Below are 24,665 nucleotides of genomic sequence, written 5' to 3'. Positions count from 1 at the left end.
TGCGCCGAATGTGCAACCGGGTTGAAGCATCTGTCCCAGATGTCCAGGACAGTCGATGGGGGTGCCCCGCGATGGGTGTGACGTTGCTCCACAGGTTGATCGAGCAGCAGGCCGACAAGAGCCCTACGGCCTGCGCGGTGACCTATCTGGGCGCCGATCTCACGTACGCCGAGCTCGACGCCTGGGCCAATCGGCTCGCCCACCGGCTGCGCCGGCACGGCGTCGGCCCGGAGACCAGCGTGGCGGTGATCGCCGAACGCGACGTCCAGACGGTGGTGGCGCTGCTGGCCGTGCTCAAGGCCGGCGGCGCCTACGTGCCGATCGACCCGGGGAACCCGGCGCGCCGCTTCCACTACCTGATGTCCGACTGCGGCGCCTCCGTGCTGGTGGCGCCGGAGTCGCTGAGCGGGGCCGTGCCGCAAGGCGGGTGGACCACGGTGCTGTCGGACCTCGACCAGCTCCAGGACGAGCCCGCCACCCGGCCCGACAGCCCGGTGCTGCCCGACAACGCCGCGTACGTCATCTACACCTCCGGCTCGACCGGCGAGCCCAAGGGCGTGACCGTCACCCACCGGCAGATCACGCACACCACGCTCGCGCAGTGGGAGCTCGGCCGCCCGGAGCCCGCCTGCTTCCTGCTGCTGGTGTCGTTCTCGTTCGACGCCAGCGCGGTCGGGCTCTACTGGACGCTCACCAGGGGCGGGCAGATCGTGGTGCCCTCGGCGGAGGAGCACCGCGACCCGCGCGCCCTGCGCGACCTGATCGCCCGGCACCGGGTCACCCACCTGGACTGCACGCCGTCGCTCTACTCTCTGATCCACGCCGACGACGCCGCTCCCCTGGCGAGCCTGCACTGCGTGATCGTCGGCGGGGAGGCGTGCCCGCGCTCGCTGGTCGAGCGGCATCACGCCCTGCTGCCCGAGTGCCTGCTCGTCAACAACTACGGCCCGACCGAGACGACCGTGTGGACGACGACGTCCACGCTGAGGCCCGAAGGCCCCGAGGCGGTCGTGCCCATCGGGTTCCCGATCGCCGGCGCGGGCATGCGGCTGCTGGACGAGGACCTGGACCCGGTCGGCGACGGCGAGGTCGGCGAGCTGTTCGTGGGCGGGGCGGGCGTCGCGCGCGGCTACCGCGGCCGGCCGGCCCTGACCGGCGAACGGTTCCTGCCCGACCCGTGGGCGGAGGCGCCGGGCGGCCGGATGTACCGGACCGGCGACCGGGTGCGGCGGCTGCCCGACGGGCAACTGGAGTTCTGCGGGCGGGTCGACCACCAGGTCAAGGTCCGCGGGTACCGGGTGGAGCTGGCCGAGGTCGAGCACGCCCTCGCCACGCACCCCGCGGTCCTGGAGGCCGCCGCCGACGTACGGGTCCTCGGCGAGAGCGCGGGCCTGGTCGCGTGGGTCGCGGGCGAGGCCGACCCCGAGGACGTCAGGGCGCACGCGGCGGGGCTGCTGCCGGCGCACATGGTGCCCGGCCGGGTCGTCGTGCTGGACAAGCTGCCGCGCAACGTGGCCGGCAAGATCGACCGCAGCCAGCTCGCCGACCCGCGGCCCGAGCCCGGGGCGGGCCGCGAGATGACCGCCCTGGAGACCGAGGTCGCCCAGCTCGTCACGGAGATCCTGGGCGTCGGCCGGTTCGGCGTCACCCAGAGCTACTTCGACCTCGGCGCCAACTCCCTGCACCTGGCCAGGCTCGCCCTCGGCCTGTGGAGCCGGTTCGGGGTCAGCGTGTCGATCCACCACCTGTTCGAGGTGCCGCACGTGGCCGGCACCGCCCAGATGATCGAGGCGGCCAGGCGCAGCGAGGCTCCCGCCGACGAGCCCGGCGACCTCGGCGAGGTGCTCGCCGAGACGACGCTGGACGAGTCGATCACCGTGACGCCCGGCCTGCCCGAGGCCGCCTGGGACGTCCCCCGGCACGTGCTGCTGACCGGCGCCACCGGCTACCTGGGCGCGTTCCTGCTCAAGGAGCTGGTCGAACGCACCGACGCGACCGTCTGGTGCCTGGTCCGCGCGTCGTCGTCCACCGAAGGCAAGAACCGCCTGCGCGAGGTCATGCGGCGCTACCTCATCTGGGACGACCGCTACGACGACCGCATCGAGGCCCTGGCGGGCGACCTGGCCGAGCCGCTGCTCGGGCTGGGCGAGGAGGGGTTCGTCCGGCTCGCCGGGGTGATCGACTCGATCTACCACTGCGGCGCCCTGGTCAACTTCGTCTACCCCTACAGCGCGCTCAAGCCCGCCAACGTGGACTCCGTCGCCGACGTCCTGCGCCTGGCCGTCACCGAACGGCTCAAGGCGGTGCACTACATCTCCAGCATCGACGTGTTCCTGCACACCGGGCGGGACCGGCCGTACCTGGAGAACGAGCCGCTGGTGCCGCTGGAGGCGCCCGAGGCGTACGCGCGCAGCAAGTGGGCCGGCGACCACCTGGTCCGGATCGCCCGCGAGCGCGGCGTCCCGGCGGCGATCTACCGGCCCGGCATGATGATGAGCCACAGCGGCACCGGCGCCACCCAGACCAGCGACTACCTGCTGCTGCAGATCAAGGGCCTGCTGGAGTTCGGCGTGGTGCCGGACATGGACTACCTGTTCGACGCCATCCCCATCGACTACGCGGCCCGCGCCGTAGCGCACATCTCGCTCCGGCGGGACGCGGTCGGCCGCAACTTCCACCTGTGGAACCTCAACCCCGTGCCCCTGACCGAGGTGTACGGCTGGGTGCGCTCCTTCGGCTACGAGTTCGAGACCGTCCCGCTGGAGACCGCCGTCCAGCACCTGGTCACGCTCGGCCCGGACAACCCGCTCTTCCCGCTGCTGCCGCTGCTGTTCCAGGAACGGGTGCGGTCGGTCCTGCCCGCGTTCACCCCGGAGGTGCTCGGCCGTACCGATCTGCGCGCGGAGTGCGCCAACACGCTGGCGGCGCTGGAGGGCTCGGGCATCGCCTGCCCGCCCATGACGCCCGACCTGGCGCACAAGTGCTTCTCGTACATGGTGGACGTGGGCTTCATGCCCGACCCGGCCGAGCAGCGGGCCCGCCTCGCCGGCCCGCGGAGCCCGCGATGAGCCTGGTGCTGCTCCAGCCGACCCGGCTCCCGCTGCGCGACCGCGACCTGCCCGTCACCCAGGGATCCCCGGCCCCGCTGCTGCTGGCCAGGCGGATGGCGGCCGGGCCGGCCGCGACCGACCTGCTCGACCGGCTGCGGGCGCTGCCGTCGCCGCCGTCCGGGACCGAGCAGCCGGAGGCCGCCGACAAGGCCCGCTCCTACGTCTACGACGACCGGCTGCGCGAGTACGACGCCTACTTCGGCGTGGTCAGGGCCGGCCGGCACACCGACGGCGTGTTCGCCCGCAGCCTGCTCATCGCCTACCGCTCGCTGCTGGAGGAGGGGCTCGGCGCGGGCACCCGCCTGAGCTGGGCCGACTGGTCGTCCCTGTGCTCGGCGCTGCGGACGATGATCTGCCTGTCCACCGGCGTGGACGCCAGGCCCGCCGCGGTGCCCGAGCCGCCGCTGCTGCGCTGGCACCTGGACCCGCTGCGGCGCTGGCGGGTGGGGCACCACGTGTTCTTCGCGCTGACCCAGTGCGTCATCGTGGCCCTGCAGTCCTTCCAGTCCGCGCTGGAGGAGGCGGACATGGCCGCCGCGCGCCGGAACCTGCGGCTGGCCACGCGCCTGCTGCAGGCCAGCGCGGCGGCGTTCGTGTTCACCGCGGAGTTCAGCGCGAACCAGTACCACGGCGGTGTCCGGCAGTCCATGGAGGCGCCGTTCGTGACCGACGGGTTCAGCGGCCTGCTCTCCCCCGACCACCAGTATCTGGTCAGGCTGTTCGCCCGGCTCCGCCCGGCGCTGCGCGGCCTGCCGGCGGAACTGGCCGCCGACCACCGGGCCTTCGCCCGCGCGCTCGGCACCGTCTACGACTCTCACAAGTACGTGTGCCGCAGGTTCGGCGGCGACACCGGGCCGAGCCTGCGTACCAGTGACACGACCGGGCTGCCCGCCGTGTCCGTGCTGCACGCGCTCAAGCTCGCCAGAACCAGGATCGTGGGGCGTACATGAACCTCGGACCATCCTTCGCGCACGTCCTGTGGCAACGGGCGCAGGAAACTCCGGACCGGGTCGCGATCGGCTTCCGGGACGGATCAGGCGATCTCACCTACGGCGATCTGCACCACCGGGCCGCGGTGCTGGCCGCCCGGCTGCGCCGGCGGGCCAGGCGCGGCGACCGCGCCCTGCTGCTGCTGCCACCCGGGCCCGACTACGTGACCGCCTTCTTCGGCTGCCTGTACGCGGGCGTCATCGCCGTCCCGACCTACCCGCCGCTGGACGAACGGCAACTCCCCCGGCTCGTCTCCGTCATGGCCGACGCCGAACCCGGCGTGGTGATCACCCAGGCCGGCCTGATCGACCTCGGCCGCGACGGTCTGGCCAGGCACGGGCTCACCACCTCGGCGTACTGGCTGGCGACCGACGAGGGAACGGACGAGCCGCCCGCCTCGGCCCCGCCCGCCGGGCGCGCGGACGACGTGGCGTTCCTGCAGTACACGTCGGGCTCGACGAGCACGCCCAAGGGCACGATCGTGACCCACGCCAACCTGCTGGACAACTCGGCCGCGATCCGTACACTGTTCGGCCACACCCGCGACAGCGTGGGCGTCATCTGGCTGCCGCCATATCACGACATGGGGCTCATCGGCGGCATCCTCCAGCCCGTCTACGCCGGTTTCCCCGTCGTCCTCATGTCGCCGCTGGACTTCCTCGCCGACCCGAGGGCGTGGCTGGCCGCGATCACCGAGCACCGGGCCACGACCAGCGGCGGCCCCAACTTCGCCTTCGACCTGTGCGTCAGGAAGATCCCGCCGGAGCGCCGCGAGGGGCTGGACCTGTCGAGCTGGTCGGTGGCGTTCTGCGGCGCCGAGCCGGTACGCCGGGACACCATGGACCGCTTCGCCGAGGCGTTCGGCCCGTACGGGTTCGCCCGCGAGGCCGTCTACCCCTGCTACGGCCTGGCCGAGAGCACGCTCATCGCCACCGGCGGCGTCAAGGGCGCGGGCGTGCGCCTGGACGCGGGCGGCGCGGTCTCGTGCGGCACCGCCATCCCCGGGCACGTCGTCCGTACGCTGCCACCCGGCGGGACGACGCCCCTGCCCGACGGGGAGGTCGGCGAGATCTGCGTGCGCGGGCCGAGCGTGGCCCAGGGCTACTGGAACGATCCCGACGGCACCGCGGCGACCTTCCCTCCGGACGCCGGCGGGCAGCGCCTGCTGCGCACCGGCGACCTGGGCTTCCTGCGCGACGGCGAGCTGTACGTGACCGGCCGGCTCAAGGACGTCGTGATCGTCAGGGGCCGCAACCTCCAGGCCGAGGACGTCGAGCACGCCCTGGCCGGCGGCCTTCCCGCGGTCCAGGCGGGTCGGGTGGCGGCGTTCGAGCTGGAGGTGGAGCGGGAGCCGGCCCTGGCCGTGGTGATCGAGCTGACCTCCGGTGACCCGGCCGTCCTCGACGAGCTCGCGGCGGAGGTGCAGCGTACGCTGGTCGCGACCTTCGGCGTACGGGCCGAGCGGCTGGTGTTCACCCGGCGCGGCGCGATCCCCAAGACACCCAGCGGCAAGATCCGCCGCGCGGAATGCCGCCACCGCTACCTCGCAGGCACCCTCACCACCATCCCGGCCGCCCCCACCCCCCTCGACACCGAACGGGTCGAGCGGGCCGCGCGGGCCGAGCTGGCGGCGGAGCTGGCGGCGCTGGCCGCGGTCGTGGTCGGCGTGTCCGGGCCGATCCCTCCGGACCGCCCGCTCACCTCTGCGGGCCTGGACTCGCTGCGCGCGGTCGAGCTGCGCCACGCAGCGCAGGAACGCCTGAAGCTGGAGCTGCCACTACGCGACCTCCTCGCAGGCGCGACCGCGGACGAGCTGGCCACCGCAGTCGCTCGGGACGCCGCGGGTGCCCTGGCCGAACCCGGGGCCCGGCCGCCCGAGGTGGCGGACGGCGGGGCGCTCAGCGAGGGTGAGCGGGGGCTCTGGCTGGCCGCCCGCCTGTCGCACGACCCCGACCACTACGTGCTCTCCATCGCCCTCGACCTGACCCACCCCGTGGACCCCGCCCTGCTCAAGGAGTCCTTCGACCTGCTCAGTGCCCGGCACCCGGCGTTGCGCACCCACTTCCCCGAGGTGCTGGGCCGTCCCGAGCGCGCCCCGCTCCCGTACGGCCTCACGCTGGACGTCCTCGACCTCGGCGACGTGACGCCCGGCGAACTGGACCGGGTGGTCCAGGAACGCGCCAAGGGCGGCCTCGACCCGCTGGCGGGCCCCTTGTGGCGGGCGACGCTCGTCCGGGGGACGGCGGCGCCCGAGGGCGGGGTCCTCGTGCTCTGCGCCCACCACCTCGTCTGCGACGGCTGGTCCCTGGACCTGCTGGCCCGCGAGCTGGGCGAATGCTACGAACTGCTGGCACGCGGGGAACGGCCCACCTGGCCCCCGGCCGGCGACCCGGCGGACGCGGCGGCCGGGCAGGCGCGCCTGCTGTCCGGCGACCACGGCCGCGACCTGGCCGCCTTCTGGCACGACACCCTGCACGACCTGCCCCCCTCCGCCGCCCTGCCCCAGGCCCACCGGCACCCCACCCCCTCGGCCCTCATCCCCACGGCCCCCGCCGCCCAGCACCGCGTACGCCTGGACGGCGAGCTCGCCGGACAGCTGCTCGGCCTCGCCCGCCAGGAGGGCGTCACGCTCTACACCACGATGCTGGCCGGCCTCGCCTGGACCCTGTACCGGTACACCGGCGAGCGCCGGTTCCTGCTCGGCATGCCCGCCTCGGGCCGGCTGGACCCCGGTACGGCCTCGGCCGTCGGGTACTTCGTCAACCCGCTCCCGCTGGTCTGCGAGATCGACCCGGACGACGACTTCCGCGCCCACCTGCGCCGCCTCGCCGACGCCGTGGCGGCGGGACAGGCCGGGCAGGAGTACCCGTACCAGCGGATCCTGGAGGAGTGTGTGCCCGCGGAGCGCGCCGCGGACCTCATCCGGATCATGGTGACGCAGCAGCAGGCGCCGAACGGGCTCGCGCCGTCCCTCCTCGACGGGAGCCCGGAGGCGCGGCGGATGGGCGGGCTGGAGGCGCGGCTGAGGTTCGCCGCGCAGCTCACCGCGCCGTTCGAGCTGACCGTGGAGATCGTCGCGACGCCGCAGGGGCTGACGTGGTCGTTCGTCCACGACACCGGCACGCTGGACGCCGCCGACGTACGGGCCTTCGCGCGGCACTGGGAACGCGCGCTGGCGGCGGCCGTGGCCGCGCCCCGGCTGCGTCCCGACGAGGTCGACCTCCTGGAGACCGGCGAGCGGGACCTGCTCCTGCGCGAGTGGAACGCGGCCGTGGCGGACGTGGACGGGCCGCCGACGGTGCACGAGGCGGTGCTGGCGGCCGGACGTACCGACGCGGTGGCCGTACGGGACGAGCACGGCACGCTCACCTACGGCGAACTGGACCGGCGCAGCGCCGCGCTGGCTGCGGCCCTCGCCGCGCACGGCGCCGGCGGCGAGCGGCCGGTCGCACTGCTGCTCCCGCGCTCGTCCGGGCTGGTGGTGGCCATGATGGCGGCCATGCGCGCGGGCTCGCCGTACCTGCCGCTGGACGTCGAGCATCCCGACGCCAGGCTCGCGGCCATCCTGGACGACGCCCGGCCCGCCGTCGTGCTGACCAGCCCCGACCTGGCCGCCCGTCCCGCCCTGCGGGACCGTACGGTGCTGGTGGAGGACGCCGCCGCGGGCGGGGAGTGCCCCTCCGCCCCCGGCCACCCCGACGGGCTCGCCTACCTGATCTACACCTCCGGTTCCACCGGCACGCCCAAGGGCGTCGCCTGCGCCCACCGCGGCGTGCTCAACCTGGCCGCCGACTTCCGCGCGCGGGCGGGCGTCGAGGCGCGGGACCGGTGCGCGTGGTGGACCAGCCCGGGGTTCGACGTCTCGGTGCACGAGGTGTTCACCGCGCTCACCTCCGGCGCCACCGTCGAGGTGTGCCCGCCGTACGCCCGGCACGACGCCGGCGCGCTGGCCGATTGGCTCGCCGAACGCGAGATCACCGGCGCCTACCTGCCGCCCCACCTGCTGCCCGACCTCGCCGCCCACCTCGAACGGCAGGGCGCCCGGGTACGCCTGCGCTGGCTGCTGGTCGGCGTGGAGCCGATCCCCGAGCCCCTGCTGCGGCGGCTCGTCCGGCTGGTGCCCGGTCTCACCGTCGTCAACGGGTACGGCCCCACCGAGTGCACCGTCTGCGCGACGTTCCACGTGGTGGACCCGGCGGGCGCCGAGCCGGGCAGCACGCCGCTCGGCGGCCCGGTGCGCAACTGCCCGGTCTACGTCCTGGACGGGTTCCTGCGGCCGGTGCCGATCGGGGCGGTCGGCGAGGTCTACGTCGCCGGGCCGGGACTGGCGCGCGGGTACCACGGCAGCCCTGGGCTGACCGCCGAGCGGTTCGTCCCCTCGCCGTTCGCCCCGGGCGAGCGGCTCTACCGGACCGGCGACCTGGCCCGCCACCGGCGCGACGGCGTCCTGCTGTTCGCCGGGCGGGCCGACCGGCAGGCCAAGATCCGCGGCGTGCGGGTGGAACCGGGGGAGATCGAGGCCGCCATGGCCGGGCATCCCGCCGTGCTCGCCGCCGTGATCGCCGCCGTGGTGGAGACGGGCGGCACACGCCTGATCGGGTACGCCCGGGTCGCTCCCGGCCGGGTCGAGGAGCCCGGCCTCGCCGCCGACGTCACCCGGTACCTGCGGGGCCTGCTGCCCGGCCCGATGGTGCCCGCCCGCGTCGTACTCCTCGACGAGTGGCCGACGACGGTCAACGGCAAGATCGACCGGGCCCGGCTGCCGCGTCCCGCCCCGACCGAGTACGCCGCCCCCGCCGGTACGACGGAGACGGCGATCGCCCGGGTGTGGAGCCGCCTGCTCGGGGTGCCCCGCGTGGGCCGTACGGACGACTTCTTCGAGCTGGGCGGCCACTCGCTGGCCGCCATGCGGATCGCGGCCGAGCTGGCCGGGCTGCTGGCGCGGCCGGTGGACGCCCTGCACGTCCTGGACCACCCGACCGTGGCCGAGCTGGCCGTCGTGCTGGACGGGCTCCCCGAGGACCCGGACACCGGCCCGGACGCCGCCCTGACCGGCTCGGCGCTGCTCGACCACGTCGCCGCGCTGCCCGCGGAGGCGCTGGACCTGCTCCGCCTGGAGATGGAGGAGGACCGGTGACCACGCTCACCGACGCCCAGCGCGTGCTGCTCGCCCGGATGAGCGCGGCCCCGGGAGAGCGCGAGGGCCTGTTCCCGGTGACGGCGGCGCAGCGCGGCCTGTGGTTCCTGGACCAGCTCGCGCCCGGCGGGACCGCGTACCACATGCCGGCCCTGCTGCGGCTGCGCGGGCCGCTGGAGGAGGCGGCGCTGGAGCGCGCGTTCCAGGCGGCCGTGGACCGGCACGAGTCGCTGCGCACGACGTTCGCGGCCGTGGACGGCCGGCCCTTGCAGCGGGTACGCAGCCGCCGCGAGCACCGGCTCACCACGCTGGACGCCGCCGGACGTCCGTTCGCCGAGGTGGTGGCGGAGGCGACGGAGGCCGCGTACGAGCCGTTCGACCTGCGGCGCGGGCCGCTGGTCCGTACGGTGTTGTGGCGGCTCGGCCCCGAGGACCACCTGCTGCTGCTCGCGGTCCACCACATCGTGGCCGACGGCTGGTCGGTCGGCGTCCTGCTGCGGGAGCTGGCGGCCGACCTGGCCGGGCACCCGGCGGCGGCGCGTCCGGACGGCGCCGCCGAGCCCGTGGACCTCGCGCTGCGCGAGGCCGCGACGGCCGTCGACGGCGCGGCGGCGGCGTTCTGGGCCGGCGCCCTGGCGGGGGCGGAACCGTGCGGGCTGCCCGGACGGCTGGACGAGCCGCCGGAGCGGGCGTGCGCGACCGTCAGGGAACCGCTGCCCGCGAGCCTGCCGGAGCGGGTCAGGGCGTACGCGCGCTCGGCCCGCGTCACCGAGCACAGCGTCTACCTGGCGGTGCTGGCCGCCGCCTGCCATCGCATGACCGGCCGCCGGGACGTGGTGATCGGCGTGCCCCATGCCCGCCGGGACAACCCGCGTACGCAGCTCTCCGTGGGCTTCCTCGTCACCTCTCTGCCCGTACGCGTCGCCTGGGCGGGCGAGCCGAGCCTGACCGAGCTGACCGCGCTCGCCGCCAGGGCGCTGCGCGCGGCGGTCGCGCACGCCGACGTGCCGCCGGAGCCGGTGACCGGGCAGGCCGGGACCGGCGGGCGCGGGCCGCTGTTCGACCTCATGCTCACCGTCGATCCGCCGCTGCTGCCCGGCGGGCGGCTCGGCCACCTGGCCGCCGAACGGCTCCCGCTCGATCCGCGGGCGGCCAAGTTCCCGCTGGTGGCCGGGTTCGACCTCGGCGATCCGGCGCTGCGCTGCGAGTACGACACCGGCCGCTTCGACGCGGAGGTCGCCGGGGGGCTGGCGCGTACCGTGCGTACCCTGCTGGAGTCCGGGCTCGCCGCGCCGGACGTTCCGCTGGCCGCGTTCGACCTGATGGACGCCCGGGAGACGGGCGGGCGGCTGGCGCTCGGCCCTGGACCGGCCGCCCCGGACGTGCTGGCCGGGGCCGGGCTCGGCGAGGCGGTGGCGCGCGTCGCCGCCCGCGATCCCGGCCGCGTCGCGCTGGTCGAGGGGGAACGGCGGCTCACCTACGGCGAGCTGCTGGAGGACGCCGGACGGCTGGCCGCGGCCGTACGGGCCCGCCTCGGCGGCGACCCGCCGGTGGGCCGTCCCGTCGCCGTCCTCCTGGAACGCGGGCTCGACCAGGCGGTGGCCTGCCTGGCGACGGTCCTCGCGGGCGGCCACCATCTGGCGCTCGACCCGGCGCACCCCGCCGAGCACCACTGGGACGCCGTCGCCCGGAGCGACGCCTGCCTGCTGCTGACCTCGTCCGGGCATCTGGACGCCCTCGGCGCGGCCGGTGTGCCCGCCCTCTGCCTGGACCGCCTTCCCCCCGCGGGCTCCGATTCGTCTGTGCCGGCGGGGCATCCCGGGTTGCCGGCCGCCGTCGTGGGCACGGGCGCGCTGTTCACCCATGACGCCGTCGCGCGGACCGGCGGCTCATGGGCCCGTGGCGTACGCCTGCACACCGCGCCGGTGTCCTCCCCCGCGGCGCTCGCCGAGTTGTGGGGGACGCTGCTCACGGGGTCGCGCGGTGTGATCCTCGGGCCCGACGACCTCACCCCGGAGGCGGTGCGCGAAGCCGTCCGTACGCACGGGATCACCGACGCGCTGCTCACCACCCGGCTGTCCGGCCGCCTCCGGCACGAAACCCCGGACGCGCTGACGCCGATCACGAACCTCCTGGTCAGCCGCACCGCGCTCACCCCCCACACCCTGCACCCGGCCGGGGGGAGGCCGCGCGCCGTCTATGGCCCGGCCGACGGTCCCGCCGTGGCGACGGCGGCCCCGCCTCCCCCGCCCGGCCGTGCCGCCGCCGGTGATGGGGTTCCGTGTGGCCGGGCCGTCGCCGGGGTCGAGGTGTACGTGCTCGACGACCGGATGCGGCCCGTTCCGCCGGGGGCGGTGGGCGAGATCCACCTCGGCGGTCCCGGTCTCCCGCTCGGGTTCCCCGGCAGGCCGGGCCGGACCGCCGAGCGCCTGGTCCCCTCCCCGTACGGCCACGGGCAGCGGCTGCTGCGCACCGGCGAACGCGCCCGCGTCCGCCCGGACGGGACGCTGGTCCCGCTCGGCGTGACACCGGAACGCCTGCTGGAGGAACGGCTGGCGGCACACCCGGGAGCCCGCGACGTCGTGGCCGTGGAACGCGACGGCCTCCTCGTCGCCTACGTGGTCCCCGCCACCTCCCCGCCCGCGGCCGACGAGCTGCGCGAGCTGGCGGGCGAGGACGCCTCGGTCCTGCTGGTGGACCGCGTCCCGCTCGACGGCGACGGCGAGCCCGACCTCGACCTGCTCCCCGTCCCCGAGGCCCCGGCGCGCGCCCCGGCCGCGCCCGCCACCGAGCTGGAACGGCAGGTCGCCCAGGCGTGGGCCGAAGTCCTCGGCCGCGACGCCGCCGGCATCTCCCGTTCCGACGACTTCTTCCGCCTGGGCGGGCACTCCCTGCTGGCCACCCGCCTGGTCGCCAGGCTCGCGCAGCGGTTGTCCCGGCCGGTCCCGGTGCAGTTCGTCTTCGACCATCCCACCCTCGCCGCGTCGGCGCGGGCGCTCGCCGCCGTCCCCGAGCGGGACGCCGTGCCGCCGATCCGGCGGGTGGCCGACCGGGACCTGATCCCGTTGTCGTTCGCGCAGCGGCGGTTGTGGTTCATGCAGCAGTACGACCCGTCCGACTCGCTGTTCAACATCCCGCTGGCGGTCCGGCTCCGCGGCGAGCTGGACGTCGCCGCCCTGCGTGGCGCGCTCGCGCTGGTCACGGCCAGGCACGAGACGCTGCGCACCACGTACGTCACCGAGGACGACCTGCCGAGGCCCCGGGTGCGGACCGCCCCCGGCCCCGCCCTGGAGGTGGCCGGCGCCCCGGACGAGGCCGCCCTCGCGCGCCTGCTCGACCGTGCCGCGCGCACCCCGTTCGACCTGGCGGAGGACCTTCCGCTGCGGGCTCTGCTGGTCAGGACGGCCCCGGCCGAGCACGTGCTGCTGCTGGTCGTGCACCACATCGCGTGCGACGGCTGGTCGGTCGGCGTGCTGGCGACCGAGGTCTCCCTCGCCTACACGGCCCTGACCGCGGGACGGGAGCCCGAGCTGCCCGGCCTGCCCGTCCAGTACGGCGACTTCGCCCTGTGGCAGCGCGACCGTATGTCGGACCGCGCCCTCGCCCCCGAGCTGGAGCACTGGTCGCGTGTCCTGGACGGCGCCCCGAAGGCGCTGGAGCTGCCCGCCGACCGGCCGCGCCCGCCCGTGTTCGCCCATCGGGGCGCGACCCTGCCGGTCGAGCTCGGGCCGGAGCTGAGCGCGGCCGTACGGCGGACCGCCGCGGCGCACGAGGTCACCCCGTTCATGGTCCTGCTGTCCGCGCTGGCCGTGGTGCTGTCCCGGCTGTCCGGCCAGGACGACCTGGTGATCGGCACGCCGGTCGCCGGGCGTTCCCGTCCCGAGGTCGAGGACCTCGTCGGCTGCTTCATCGACGTGGTGCCGCTGCGCCTGGACGTCTCGGGCGACCCGGCGGCCGGCGAGCTGCTGGCCAGGGCGCGGCGGGTGTGCCTGGAGGCGTACGCCCATCAGGACGTGCCCTTCGAGCGGCTGGTCGAGCACCTGAGGCCGGAGCGCGACCTGTCCAGGACGCCGGTCTTCCAGGTGATGCTCGCCCTGCAGAGCGGCGCGACACCGGGCCTCGACCTGCCCGGCGTCACGGCCTCGCACCACCCGCTGGACACCGGCACGGCCCAGCACGACCTGACGTTCTGGTTGCGCGACGCGCCGTCGGGGATCGGCGGTTTCCTGGAGTTCGACACCGACCTGTTCACCGGGGACACCGCCGCCCGGTACGCGGGCCGCCTGGCCGCCGTACTGGACTGGCTGACCGGCGCGACGCCCGAGCCGGAGGCGCTGACGCCGGACGAGCGCGCGCTGCTGCTGGCCGCCGGAACCGGCCCGAACCGTCCGATCCCCACCGGAACCGTCGCCGACGCGGTACTGGCGTCCGCGCCACCCGACCGGCTCGCCCTGGTCGACGGCGTGGACGGGGACGCGGGGCGTGGGCTGACCCATGGCCGGATGGGTGAGCTGGCCCGCCGGACGGCCGCCGTGCTGGCCGCCCGGGGCGTGCGCCGCGGTGACGCCGTGGGCGTGCTGCTGCCCAGGTCTCCGCTGATGGTGCCGGTGCTGCTGGGTGTGTGGCTGGCGGGGGCGGCGTACGTGCCGCTCGACCCGGAGTTCCCCCGGCGGCGGCTGGAGTTCATGATCGCCGACTCCGGGGTGCGTGTGCTCGTCGCGGAGTCACCGGACGCGGCGCCCGTGCCCGGCCTCGACGTCGTGACGCCGGACGACCCGGCCGCCGGGCTCCCCGTCCCGGCGACGGGCGCCGGCGGGCGGGACCGCGCGTACGTGATGTACACCTCGGGCTCGACCGGCCGTCCCAAGGGGGTGGTGGTGCCGCACGCGGCCGTGCTGAACCTGCTGGCCTCCGTCTGCTCCGACCCCGGGCTCGGCCCGGACGACGTGCTGGTCGCGGTGACGACGTTGTCGTTCGACATCTCGGTGCTGGAGCTGTTCGCGCCGCTGCTGGCCGGGGCCCGCGTCGTGGTCGCCACGGCGGCGCAGGCGGCGGACCCGGTCCTGCTGGGCGGGCTGATCGGGGCGTGCGGCGCGACCGTCGTACAGGCCACGCCGGCGACCTGGCGCATGCTGCTGGAGTCCGGCTGGCGGGCGGAGCGTCCGCTGCGGGTGTGGTCGGGCGGCGAGGCGCTCTCCCCCGAGGTCGCCGGGGCGCTGCTGGCGGCCGGTCACCAGGTGGCCAACCTGTACGGCCCCACCGAGACGACCATCTGGTCGGCCACCGGCCCGGTGGAGGATCCCGCCGCGATCGCGCTCGGCCGTCCGGTGGCCAACACCCGGCTGCACGTCCTGGACCACAACCTGCGGACGTTGCCGGAAGGGGCCGTCGGCGAGCTGTACGTCGGCGGCGCCGGGGTGGCCGACGGCTATCTCGGCCGGCCCGCGCTCACGGCGGAGCGCTTCGTGCCCTCGCCGTTCGCCACGGGTGAGCGGTTGTACCGGACCGGGGACCTGGTGCGGTTCCGCGGCGGGCGGTTGTCGTTCGCCGGGCGGGCCGACCAGCAGGTCAAGCTGCGCGGGCACCGCATCGAGCCGGGCGAGATCGAGGCGCGCCTCGCCGAGCACCCGGACGTCGCCGAGGCCGTGGTCGCCGTGCACGACGACCGCCTGGTGGCCTACCTCGTCGCCACCCCGCCGTCGGACGCTGGGCCGCCGTCGGGTTCCGGGGTGCCGTCGGTCGCCGGGGTGCGGGCCTTTCTGCGCGATCACCTGCCCGAGTACATGATCCCGTCGCTGGTCGTCCCGCTGGACCGCATGCCCCGCACCCTCAACGGCAAGACCGACCGGGGCGCGCTCCCCGCTCCCCCGGACACGGCCGGGACGCCCCGGAGCGCGGACCACGTCGCGCCGCGCACGCCGCTGGAGGCCGTCGTCGTGGAGACCTGGGCGGACGTGCTCGGCCTGGACGCCGCCACGGTCTCGGCCGAGGACGACTTCTTCGACCTCGGCGGCCACTCGATGCTGGCCACCCGCGCGGCCGGGCGGCTGTCACGGGTGCTGGGACGCCCGGTCTCGCTGCGGCGGCTCTTCGAGCACCCCACGCCCGCCGCGCTGGCCGCCTCCCTGGGCTCCGGCGACACGGCCGCCGACCAGCCGGACCGCCCGCCGCTCGCGCCCGCCGCGGACGGCGGCCCGGCCCCCCTCTCGTACGCCCAGGAACGGCTGTGGTTCCTGCACCGGCTGGAGGGACCGAGCCCCACCTACAACCTGCCGGTCGCGCTGCGCCTGTCCGGCCCCCTGGACCGGGCGGCGCTGCGTGCCGCGCTCGGCGACCTGATCGGCAGGCACGAGATCCTGCGCACGATCTTCCCCGACCGCCGGGGCACCGCCTGCCAGATCGTCCTGGACGCGGCCCCCGCCGACCTGGACGTGGTGGACGTGACGGCCGCGGACCTGCCGGCGCGCATGGAGTCGGCGGCCCGGCACGCGTTCGACCTGACCGCCGAGATCCCCCTGCGCGCCTGGTTGTTCGCGACCGGGCCGGGCGAGCACGTGCTGCTGCTGGTGATCCATCACATCGCCGGCGACGAGGGTTCGCTGCGGCCGTTCCTGCGCGACCTGGGTGAGGCGTACCTGGCCCGGCTGGCCGGGCGGGAGCCGGGGTGGCGAGCGCTGCCCGTGCAGTACCGCGACTACGCGATCTGGCAGCGCCGCGTCCTCGGCGACCAGCGCGACCCGGCCGGCGAGCTGCGCCGACAGCTCGACTTCTGGACGGACACGCTGCGCGACCTGCCCGCCGAGCCCCGGCTGCCCACCACCCGGCGGCGGCCCGCCGTGGCCGGTCACCGGGGCGGCTCGGTCGGCTTCACCCTCGACGACGAGCTGCACGAGCGGCTGAAGGACCTGGCCGGGCGGTCCGGCGCCACCATGTTCATGGTGCTGCAGGCCGCGGTCGCCGCGCTGCTCACCAGGCTCGGCGCGGGCACCGACGTCCCGCTCGGCACCGCCGTGGACGCCCGCGGCCAGGAGCAGCTGGACGGCCTGGTCGGGCTGTTCGTCAACACGCTGGTGCTGCGCGCCGACACCTCGGGCGACCCGGCGTTCCGCGACCTGCTGTCCCGGGTCAGGGCCGCCGACCTGGCCGCCTACGAGCACGCCGAGCTGCCGTTCGAGCGGCTGGTCGAGGCGCTCAACCCGGTGCGCTCGTTGTCGGCGCACCCGCTGTTCCAGGTCGCGGTCGCCTACCAGCACGCCGGGCCGCCGCCGCTGGACCTGGCGGGCCTGTCCGTCGAGGTGGCGGAGGTGGGGCCGGTCGCGGCCAAGTTCGACCTCGCCTTCACCGTGACCGCGCTGCCGGACGGCGCGGGGGCGGCGGGCACGCTCGGGTACGCGAGCGACCTGTTCGACCACGACGCGGCGGCGTCCCTGGTGGAACGGCTGCTGCTCCTGCTGCGCGGCGTGGCGGCCGAGCCGGACCGGCCGATCGGCGAGATCGACGTCATGGACGCGGCCGAGCGGCGCAGGCTGCTCCTGGACTGGAACGACACGGCCGCCGACCTGCCCGCCGCCTGCTGGGCGGAGACGTTCGAGGCGCAGGCGGCACGGCGGCCCGGCGACGTGGCGCTGGTGCTGGAGTCGGAGCGGATGACGTACGGGGAGCTCGACGCCGCGGCGAACCGGCTGGCGCACCTGCTGGCCGAGCGCGGCGCGGGACCGGAACGGCTGGTGGCGGTGGCGCTGCCCCGGTCGCTCGGCCTGTTCGTGGCGCTGGTGGCGGTGCTGAAGACGGGCGCCGGCTACCTGCCGCTGGACCTGGACCATCCGGCCGAGCGGGTGTCGTACATGCTGGCCGACGCCCGCCCGGTGGTGCTGCTGGCCACCGCCGACACGGCGGGCCTGCTGCCGCCCGGCGGCCCGCCGGTGCTGCTGGCGGACGACCCGGACATCGCCGGCCGCCCCTCGTCGCCGCCCGTCATCCGGCCTCCGGCCCCGGGCAACACCGCGTACGTGATCTACACCTCGGGCTCGACCGGCCGTCCCAAGGGCGTGGTCGTCACGCACGCGTCGGTGCCGAGCCTGGTGGCGACCGCGGTCGAGCGGTTCGGCGTGGGCGCGGGCAGCAGGGTGCTGCAGTTCGCGTCGGTCAGCTTCGACGTGGCCTTCTGGGAGCTGAGCATGGCGCTGCTGACCGGCGCCCGGCTGGTCGTCGTCCCGGCCGCGCGGCGCGTGGCGGGCGAGCCGCTGACCGGGTACGTCGCCGAGCACGGGATCACCCATCTGGCGTTGTCGCCGTCCCTGCTGGCCGCGTTGCCACCGGGCTGCGACCTGCCGCCGGACGTGACCGTGCTGACCGGGTCGGAGACCGTGCCCGCCGAGGTGGTGACCCGGTTCGCCCCTGGACGGCGGCTGCTGAACGCGTACGGGCCGACCGAGGCCACGGTGAACTCCACGCTCTGGCCCGCCCCCGAGGGCTGGACCGGGGAGAGCGTGCCGATCGGCGGCCCCGACGTCGGCACCCGGGTCCACGTGCTGGACGCGGGCCTGCGGCTGCTCCCGCCCGGCGTGGCGGGCGAGCTGTTCATCGCCGGGGACGGGCTGGCCAGGGGCTACCTGGGCCGGCCGGACCTGACGGCGGCGGCCTTCCTGCCCGACCCGTTCGGGCCGCCGGGGTCGCGCATGTACCGGACCGGCGACCTGGTCAGGTGGAACGGCGACGGCGCGCTGGAGTTCCTCGGCCGGGCCGACGACCAGGTGCAGATCCGGGGGTTCCGGGTCGAGCCCGGCGAGGTCGAGGCCACCCTGATCCGGCATCCCGACGTACGGGAGACCGTGGTCGTCGCGGACCCGGCCCAGGGGCGCCTGGTCGCCTACGTCGGCACCGGGCGCGTGGACGAGGGCCTGCCGGCCGAGCTGAGGGCCTTCACCGGCCGGTCGCTGCCGTCGTACCTGGTGCCGTCGGTGTTCGTACCGCTCGAAGCGCTCCCGAGGGCGGCCAACGGCAAGGTGGACCGCGCCCGGCTGCCCGAGCCGCGCCCGGCGGCGGGCAGGGTGCTGAACCCGCCCGCCACCCCCCTGGAACGGCAGGTCGCCGAGGCGGTGTGCGAGGTGCTCGGCGTGGACGCGGTCGGCCTCGACGACGACCTGTTCGAGCAGGGCGGCCATTCGCTGCAGATACCGCGGATCGCGGCGGGCGTGGCCGAGCGGACCGGGGTGGAGATCGCCCTGCGGGACATCTTCCTGGCGCCGACGGTCGCCGGGATGGTACGGGCCGTCGCCGGCGCCCGGGATTCGGGGGCGGCGCGGAGCACGCCGATCACGCGGGCCGACCGCCGGACGCGACGCCGCGGACCGGACCAGTCACAGAACGGGGAGAAGGAGCAAAATGGGTGAGGAATTCCTGTTCCCGCTGTCCTTCCAGCAGGCCCGGCTGTGGTTCCTCCATCAGCTCGACCCCGGGAACGCCGCCTACCACATGCCGGTCACGCTGCGTCTCGACGGCGAGCTGAGCATGGAGACGCTTCGCGCGGCCTTCCAGCACGTGGTTGACCGGCACGAGGCGCTGCGGACCCGGTTCGAGCCGGACACGCAGGTGCAGGCGGTCCTGGAGTCCTGGGCCGTCACGCCGGAGCTGGTGGACCTGTCCGGGCTCGCCCCCGAGGCGCGGCGGCGGGAGCTGGACCGGGTCCGGCTGGGCGTGCTGCGGGAGCCGTTCGACCTGTGGTCGGCGCCGCCGCTGCGGGTCGTGGTGGTGCGCCTGGAACCGCGCGTCCACGTGCTGCTGATCGTGATCCACCACATCGTCTGCGACGGCTGGTCGCTCGGCGTGCTGGCCGCGGAGCTGTCGGCCGCCTACACGGCGCTGCGCGGGGGACGCGCCCCCGAACTGCCCGACCTGCCCGTCCAGTACGGCGACTTCGCGCTGTGGCAGCGCGAGCGGCTCTCCGGCGACGCGCTGCGCGAGGAGCTGGACCACTGGTCGCGGGTGCTGACCGGCGCGCCCGCCGCCCTGGAGCTGGCCACCGACCGGCCGCGTCCGGACGTGCCCACGTTCGACGGGGCCCGGGTCGTCCGCGCTCTGCCGGAGCCGGTGGCGCTCGGCCTGGAGCGGCTGGCCCACGGGTGCGGCGCGAGCCTGTTCATGGCGGTCCTGGCCGCGTACGCCATGGTCTTGTGCCGCCTGTCGGGCCAGGACGCGGTGATCGTCGGCACGGTGACGGCCGGCCGTTCCCGGCCGGAGCTGGAGGGCCTGGTCGGCTGCTTCATCGACGTGGTGCCGCTGCGCGTGGACGTCCCCGCCGGACTGTCGTGGGCCGGGCTGCTGAGCCGGGTCCGCACGGTGTGCCTGGAGGCGTACGCGCATCAGGAGGTGCCGTTCGAGCGGCTGGTGGAGCATCTGCAACCGGTGCGCGACCTGTCCAGGACGCCGGTCTTCCAGGTGATGCTCAACGGCCAGGACACCCCGAGGCAGGACCTGAGCTGGCCCGGCGTCGAGGTGACCGGCGAGCCGCCCGAGCCCGGCGTGTCCAAGTACGACCTGACCCTCGACCTGCACAGGAACACGAGCGGGATGCTCCTCGACCTGGAGTACAACCGCGACGTGTTCGAGCCGGCGACCGCGTCCGGCCTGCTGGGGCAGGTGGCGGCGGTGCTGGACCTGATGGCCGCCGCCGCGCCGGACACGCCGGTCGAGGCGGCGCTGACCGGGCTCCGGCCCGCCATCGGCCACCGGGACGGGTTCTCCGGCCGCCGCATCGAGCCGCCCGCCACCGGATCACGGCCCGGCGAGGGCTCCCGGGTCCCGCCGGACGACGCCGTCGAGGCGCGGGTGCTGCGGTGCGTCCGGGACGTGCTCGGCAAGGAGTGGCTGGGCGTCACCGACGACTTCTTCGACCATGGCGGCAGTTCCATGCTGGCCATGAAACTCGCGCTCGACATCGAGCAGGCGACCGGTTACCGGCTCGTCCTGCGCGACCTCTTCGACGACACCACCGCCAGGGGCCTGGCCGTCAAGGTGCGGGCCGCCACTGCGACGTACGAGTTAGGGGGCCACTGATGTGGCGACACCTGCGGCGGACCCTGGACGTGGGCGGCGGCGTGATCCTCGCCGCGGCCGTCCTGGTCCCCTCCGCCACCGGCCTGGCGGGCCTGCCCGCTCTGGGGGCGACGCTGAACCCGGGCGGCGGGGTGTGGCGGCCGGCCGCCGACGCCGGACCCGCCCGCGCCGAGACCGTTTCACTGCCGGGCCTGAGCGCGCCGGCCACCGTGGCGTTCGAGGACAACGGCCTCGCGCACGTCACCGCGGGCGCCGACGCCGACCTGTTCAGGACGATCGGGTACGTCCACGCCCGCTTCCGGCTGGCGCAGATGGACCTGACCCGGCGCCAGGCCCAGGGCGAGCTGGCCGAGATCGTCGGCCCGGACGCCCTGGAGTCCGACCGGTTCGAACGCGACCTGGGCCTCCAGCGGGCCGCCCGGCGGGACTGGGCGGCGCTGCCCGCCGGTCCGGCCAGGGAGACGCTGACCGCCTACAGCCGCGGGGTCAACGACGCCATCCGCGAGCTGGTGCGCGACCACCGGCTGCCGACGCTGTTCACCGTGCTGGGCTACGAGCCGCGCGAGTGGACGCCCGTGGACAGCCTGGCCGTGCAGCGCCTGGTCGGCCAGAAGATCAGCTTCGACGAGCAGGCCGTACGGTTCTCCTTCGCGCAGAAGGCGCTCGGCCAGAAGGTGTTCGACCAGTGGTTCCCGGTCGTCCCGGGCAACCGGCAGCAGCCGTTCGACAAGGGGCCGTTCAAGAAGCTGCCCCTGGAGCCCCTGCCGGTGCGGGCCTACCCGGCCGACGGGGTGCCGGCGGACGGGACGCCCGGCGCGCTGGGCACGCCGCCGACGACGGTGCCTGCCGCCGCCGTCCACTCCCTGGGCAACAGCAACTCGTGGGTCGTCTCCGGCAGCAGGACCGCGTCGGGCGCGCCCATCCTGTCCGCCGACCCCCATCTGCCCTACAGCCTGCCCTCCATCTGGTACCAGCTTGAGGGCAGCAGCCCCGGCTACCACTTCAGCGGCGTCACCACCCCGGGCATCCCGGTGCCGCTGCTGGGCAAGACCGGCACGTTCAGCTGGGGCCTGACCGCCTCCCAGCGCCCGACGACCCTCTTCTACGAGGAGCGGACCGACCCAGCGCGGCCGGGACAATACTTCTACCAGGGCAAATGGCAACCGCTGACCTCGGTGCCCGAGCCGATCAAGGTCCGCGGCGGCGCGACCGAGCAGCACCAGGTCCGCCTCACCGCGCACGGCCCGATCATGCGGGTGCAGGCCAGGGACTACGCCGTGTGGTGGGCGGGCACGCTGCCGAGCGACAACATGAGCAGCATGCTCGCCCTGCTGCGGGCCAAGGACCTGGGCGGGTTCCGGGCGAGCCTGCGCGGCTGGACCACCCCGGCGCTCAACTTCTCCTACGCCGACCGGAGCGGGAACATCGCGATGTTCAACGTCGGCGTCGCCCCGCAGGTGGCCTCGGGCAACCCCGCCCTGCCGCTGGCCGGGGACGGCTCGGGCGACGTCACCGGCTCGATCGCGCACGACGCGCTGCCCTCCTCGGTCAACCCGCCCGAGGGCTACATCGTCTCGGCCAACCAGCGCGAGGCGAGCGGCGACTACCCCTACCAGTACTCCACGTCCTACAACTTCGTGGAACGCGGCTGGCGCGACGGCGAGATCGTCGAGCAGCTCTCCCACCAGGACAAACTGACGCTGGCGCAGTCCGCCGCGCTCCAGAGCGACTGGCACGACAACCACGCCCGCCAGCTCGTGCCGCTGCTGCTCGGCGCATTGAAGGGGGTCGAGCTGGACCCGTTCGAGCAGCGGGTCGCCGACCTCCTGACGGCCTGGGACTACACCGCGAGCCCCGACAAGCCGCAGCCGGTGTTCTTCGACTCCTACAAGAACCGGCTCTCCTGGGCGACGTTCCAGCCCTGGTGGACGCACTACAAGGTGCCGCAGGACCCGGACAAGGGGCTGCTCCCCCGCAACGCCGACTCCGGCGCCTGGGCGAACGAGACCCTGCGCGGCACCGTGCTCGGCTGGATCCAGAACGACCCGGACAACGCCTTCTTCTCCCTGCCCGACGGCACCCGGCGCGACGCCACGGACGTGATGCGCGCCGCCTTCCACGAGACGGTCGCCAACGCCCTCAAGAAGTACGGTCCCGACTTCCGCAACTGGACCTACGGCAAGTACGAGTCCGTGTTGTTCCCCAACCTCGCCGGCATGTCCGCGCTGGACCTGGGCCCCTACCCCGGGTGGGGCGGCAACCCGCGCACGCCCAACGTCTCGGTCGGCACCAGGGACGCCGCCGACGGCCGCCCGCTCAGCAACCTGGCGACCGCCGGGGCCACCTGGCGCTTCGGCGTCGACTGGGGGACGGGCCAGATTCAGGCGGTCACCGCGGGCGGCCAGAGCGAGAACCCCATGTCCCCCTGGTACGGCAACGGCATCCCGCTGTGGATGAAGGGCCGCTACTGGCCGGTACTCGAAGGCGCGGCCGTCCTGGGGGCCCGCACCGTGCAGTGGAAGGTGACCTCATGAAGCGCCAGGCTCTCCTCGCGGCGGCCGTGACCGTCGCCGATCTCGCCGGACTCTCGCTCGGCTGGTGGTGGGTGATTCCGCTGGCCGGGCTGGTGGTGGGCGCCGCCGCGCCGGTCAGGCGGCCCGTACCGGCCCTGCTGGCGGCGACGGCCGTCGCGGGCGCCGCGTCGCTGGTGTGGCAGGGCGGCGCCCGCACGCTCGACGCGGCCGACCTGGCCGGCGCGATGGCACTCAACGCCCGGGGGCTCGGCTGGGTGGTCGTCGCCGTCACCCTCGTCTACACCCTGCTGCTGGCGCTGGCCGGCGCGTGGATCGGCGGCGCGGCCAGGCGGCTGGGCGCCGACGTCCGGTCAGGCCGGGCCGCTCGACTCGGGCCGGGAAGCGGCTCGCTGGACACCAAGGAGGACGAACATGTCTGAGACGTTCACCGTCGTCGTCAACCACGAGGAGCAGTACTCCATCTGGCCGGCCGGCCGTCCCTGCCCGGAGGGCTGGCACGAGGTGGGGGTCGTGGGCGAGAAGCAGTCCTGCCTCGACCACATCGAGCGTGTGTGGACCGACATGCGGCCGCTCAGCCTGCGGCGGCACATGGACGGCGTGGCCCCCGCGGAGCCGCAGTGAGCGATGTGCGGCCGCAGGATCTGTCCGCGCCGGGCCTGCTGGCCCCGCTGCGGCACCGCGGCTTCCGCCGGCTGGTCGCCGGCCAGGTCCTGTCCACGCTGGGCGACATGGTGTTCGCGGTGTCGCTGCCGTTCGTCGTGCTGCGCATGGGCGACGCCAAGGACCTGGCCGTCATGCTCACCCTGCTCGGCGTCGGGCGTGTGGCGGGCGCGCCGCTCGGCGGCCTGCTGGCCGACCGGTGGAGCCCCAGGAACGTCATGCTCGTGGCCGACCTGGGGCGGGCCGGGGTGCTGGTCCTGCTGGTCGCGGCGACCGGACCGGCGGGCGGGCTGCCGGCGCTCGGCGCGGGGATCGTGCTGCTCGGGCTGCTGGAGGGGGTGTTCCTGCCGGCGTACTGGGCCATCATGCCCACCCTCCTCGACGAGGAGGAGCTGGCCGGGGGGAACGCGGTCAGCGAGGCGCTGATGGTGACGGCCGCCATGGCCGGGCCGCTGGTCGGGGGGCTGGCCATGGCCTCGCTGAGCACCGCCGCGGTGCTCGCGGTGAACGCCGCGACGTTCCTGGTCTCCGCCGGGACGCTGCTGGCCGTACGCGCCCGCCGGGCCGCGCCGGCCGCCGCCCCGGCCGGTACGGGCTTCTGGGCGTTCGCCCGCCGGTCCAGGCTGCTGGTCGCGGTGTTGTTCATGGCCGCCCTGTCGCAGCTCACCTCGACGGCCATGATGAACGTGGCGCTGCCGATCTACCTCGACCGGCACTTCGACGACGGGCAGCGCGTCTACGGGCTGATGCTCGGGGCGCAGGGCGGCGGCCTGCTGCTCGGCACCCTCGCCGCCGGACTGGTGTGGCGGCTGCCCAGGCGCGGCTACCTGGCCCTCGGCCTGCTCGTGGTCGACGGCCTGGTGCTCACGGCGTTCCCGCGGCTGCCGGGCCTGCTCGCGCCGCTGTCGGCGATGGTCGTGCTCGGGCTGGCGGCCGGCGTGCTGAGCGTCGTCGCGCTGACGCTCGTCCAGCGGATCTCGCCCGCCGAGATCCTCGGCCGCGTCATGGCGGCCTTCACCGCGGTCACGATCGCCGCCTTCCCGATCGCGGCCGTGCTCATCGGAGTGATCGTGGCCCGCCAGGGGCCGGAGTCGGCGTTCCTCGTCGGGGGGATCGGCGTGCTCGCCGTCTCCGTGATCGGGGCCGCCCAGCGTGCCATCAGAAACGCGTGAGGACAAC

9 protein-coding genes are annotated in these 24,665 nt (G+C 75.2%); all 9 read left to right on the top strand.

Translation table 11 applies throughout. The annotated features are described in order from the left end of the window. The first annotated feature begins 71 nt into the window (after positions 1-71). From IEZ27_RS13820 to IEZ27_RS13780, 9 genes are read left to right on the top strand one after another with little or no spacing between them, the layout of a single operon-like run. A complete protein-coding gene (locus IEZ27_RS13820; RefSeq protein WP_189647539.1) occupies positions 72-3,068 on the top strand; it encodes a non-ribosomal peptide synthetase in 2,997 nt (998 codons plus the stop codon). Further along, a complete protein-coding gene (locus tag IEZ27_RS13815; RefSeq protein ID WP_189647538.1) occupies positions 3,065-4,060 on the top strand; it encodes a hypothetical protein in 996 nt (331 codons plus the stop codon). Before IEZ27_RS13820 ends, IEZ27_RS13815 begins: the two co-directional genes overlap by 4 nt. Next, the gene (locus tag IEZ27_RS13810; protein WP_189647537.1) at positions 4,057-9,237 is read left to right on the top strand and encodes a non-ribosomal peptide synthetase; all 5,181 of its coding nucleotides are present in this window, start codon (positions 4,057-4,059) and stop codon (positions 9,235-9,237) included. Before IEZ27_RS13815 ends, IEZ27_RS13810 begins: the two co-directional genes overlap by 4 nt. After that, positions 9,234-18,629 carry a non-ribosomal peptide synthetase gene (locus IEZ27_RS13805; RefSeq protein ID WP_189647536.1) on the top strand — a complete coding sequence of 3,132 codons (9,396 nt, stop codon included), beginning with the start codon at positions 9,234-9,236 and terminating at the stop codon, positions 18,627-18,629. Before IEZ27_RS13810 ends, IEZ27_RS13805 begins: the two co-directional genes overlap by 4 nt. Further along, positions 18,622-20,292, top strand: coding sequence for a condensation domain-containing protein (locus IEZ27_RS13800; protein WP_189647535.1), 1,671 nt, complete (start codon positions 18,622-18,624; stop codon positions 20,290-20,292). Before IEZ27_RS13805 ends, IEZ27_RS13800 begins: the two co-directional genes overlap by 8 nt. After that, positions 20,292-22,826: a penicillin acylase family protein gene (locus IEZ27_RS13795; RefSeq protein ID WP_189647534.1), complete on the top strand. Its 2,535-nt coding sequence runs from the start codon at positions 20,292-20,294 to the stop codon at positions 22,824-22,826. The genes IEZ27_RS13800 and IEZ27_RS13795 overlap by 1 nt, the downstream gene beginning before the upstream one ends. Beyond that, complete coding sequence (locus IEZ27_RS13790; RefSeq protein ID WP_189647533.1) at positions 22,823-23,245, top strand: hypothetical protein; 423 nt, start codon at positions 22,823-22,825, stop codon at positions 23,243-23,245. Before IEZ27_RS13795 ends, IEZ27_RS13790 begins: the two co-directional genes overlap by 4 nt. Then, complete coding sequence (locus IEZ27_RS13785; protein WP_125634140.1) at positions 23,238-23,447, top strand: MbtH family protein; 210 nt, start codon at positions 23,238-23,240, stop codon at positions 23,445-23,447. The genes IEZ27_RS13790 and IEZ27_RS13785 overlap by 8 nt, the downstream gene beginning before the upstream one ends. Then, complete coding sequence (locus IEZ27_RS13780) at positions 23,444-24,658, top strand: MFS transporter (RefSeq protein WP_189647532.1); 1,215 nt, start codon at positions 23,444-23,446, stop codon at positions 24,656-24,658. Before IEZ27_RS13785 ends, IEZ27_RS13780 begins: the two co-directional genes overlap by 4 nt. The last annotated feature ends 7 nt before the right edge of the window (positions 24,659-24,665 follow it).

The organism is Nonomuraea spiralis, from assembly GCF_014648435.1.
Lineage (GTDB): Bacteria > Actinomycetota > Actinomycetes > Streptosporangiales > Streptosporangiaceae > Nonomuraea > Nonomuraea spiralis.
This window is presented reverse-complemented; position numbering and strand designations above follow the sequence as displayed.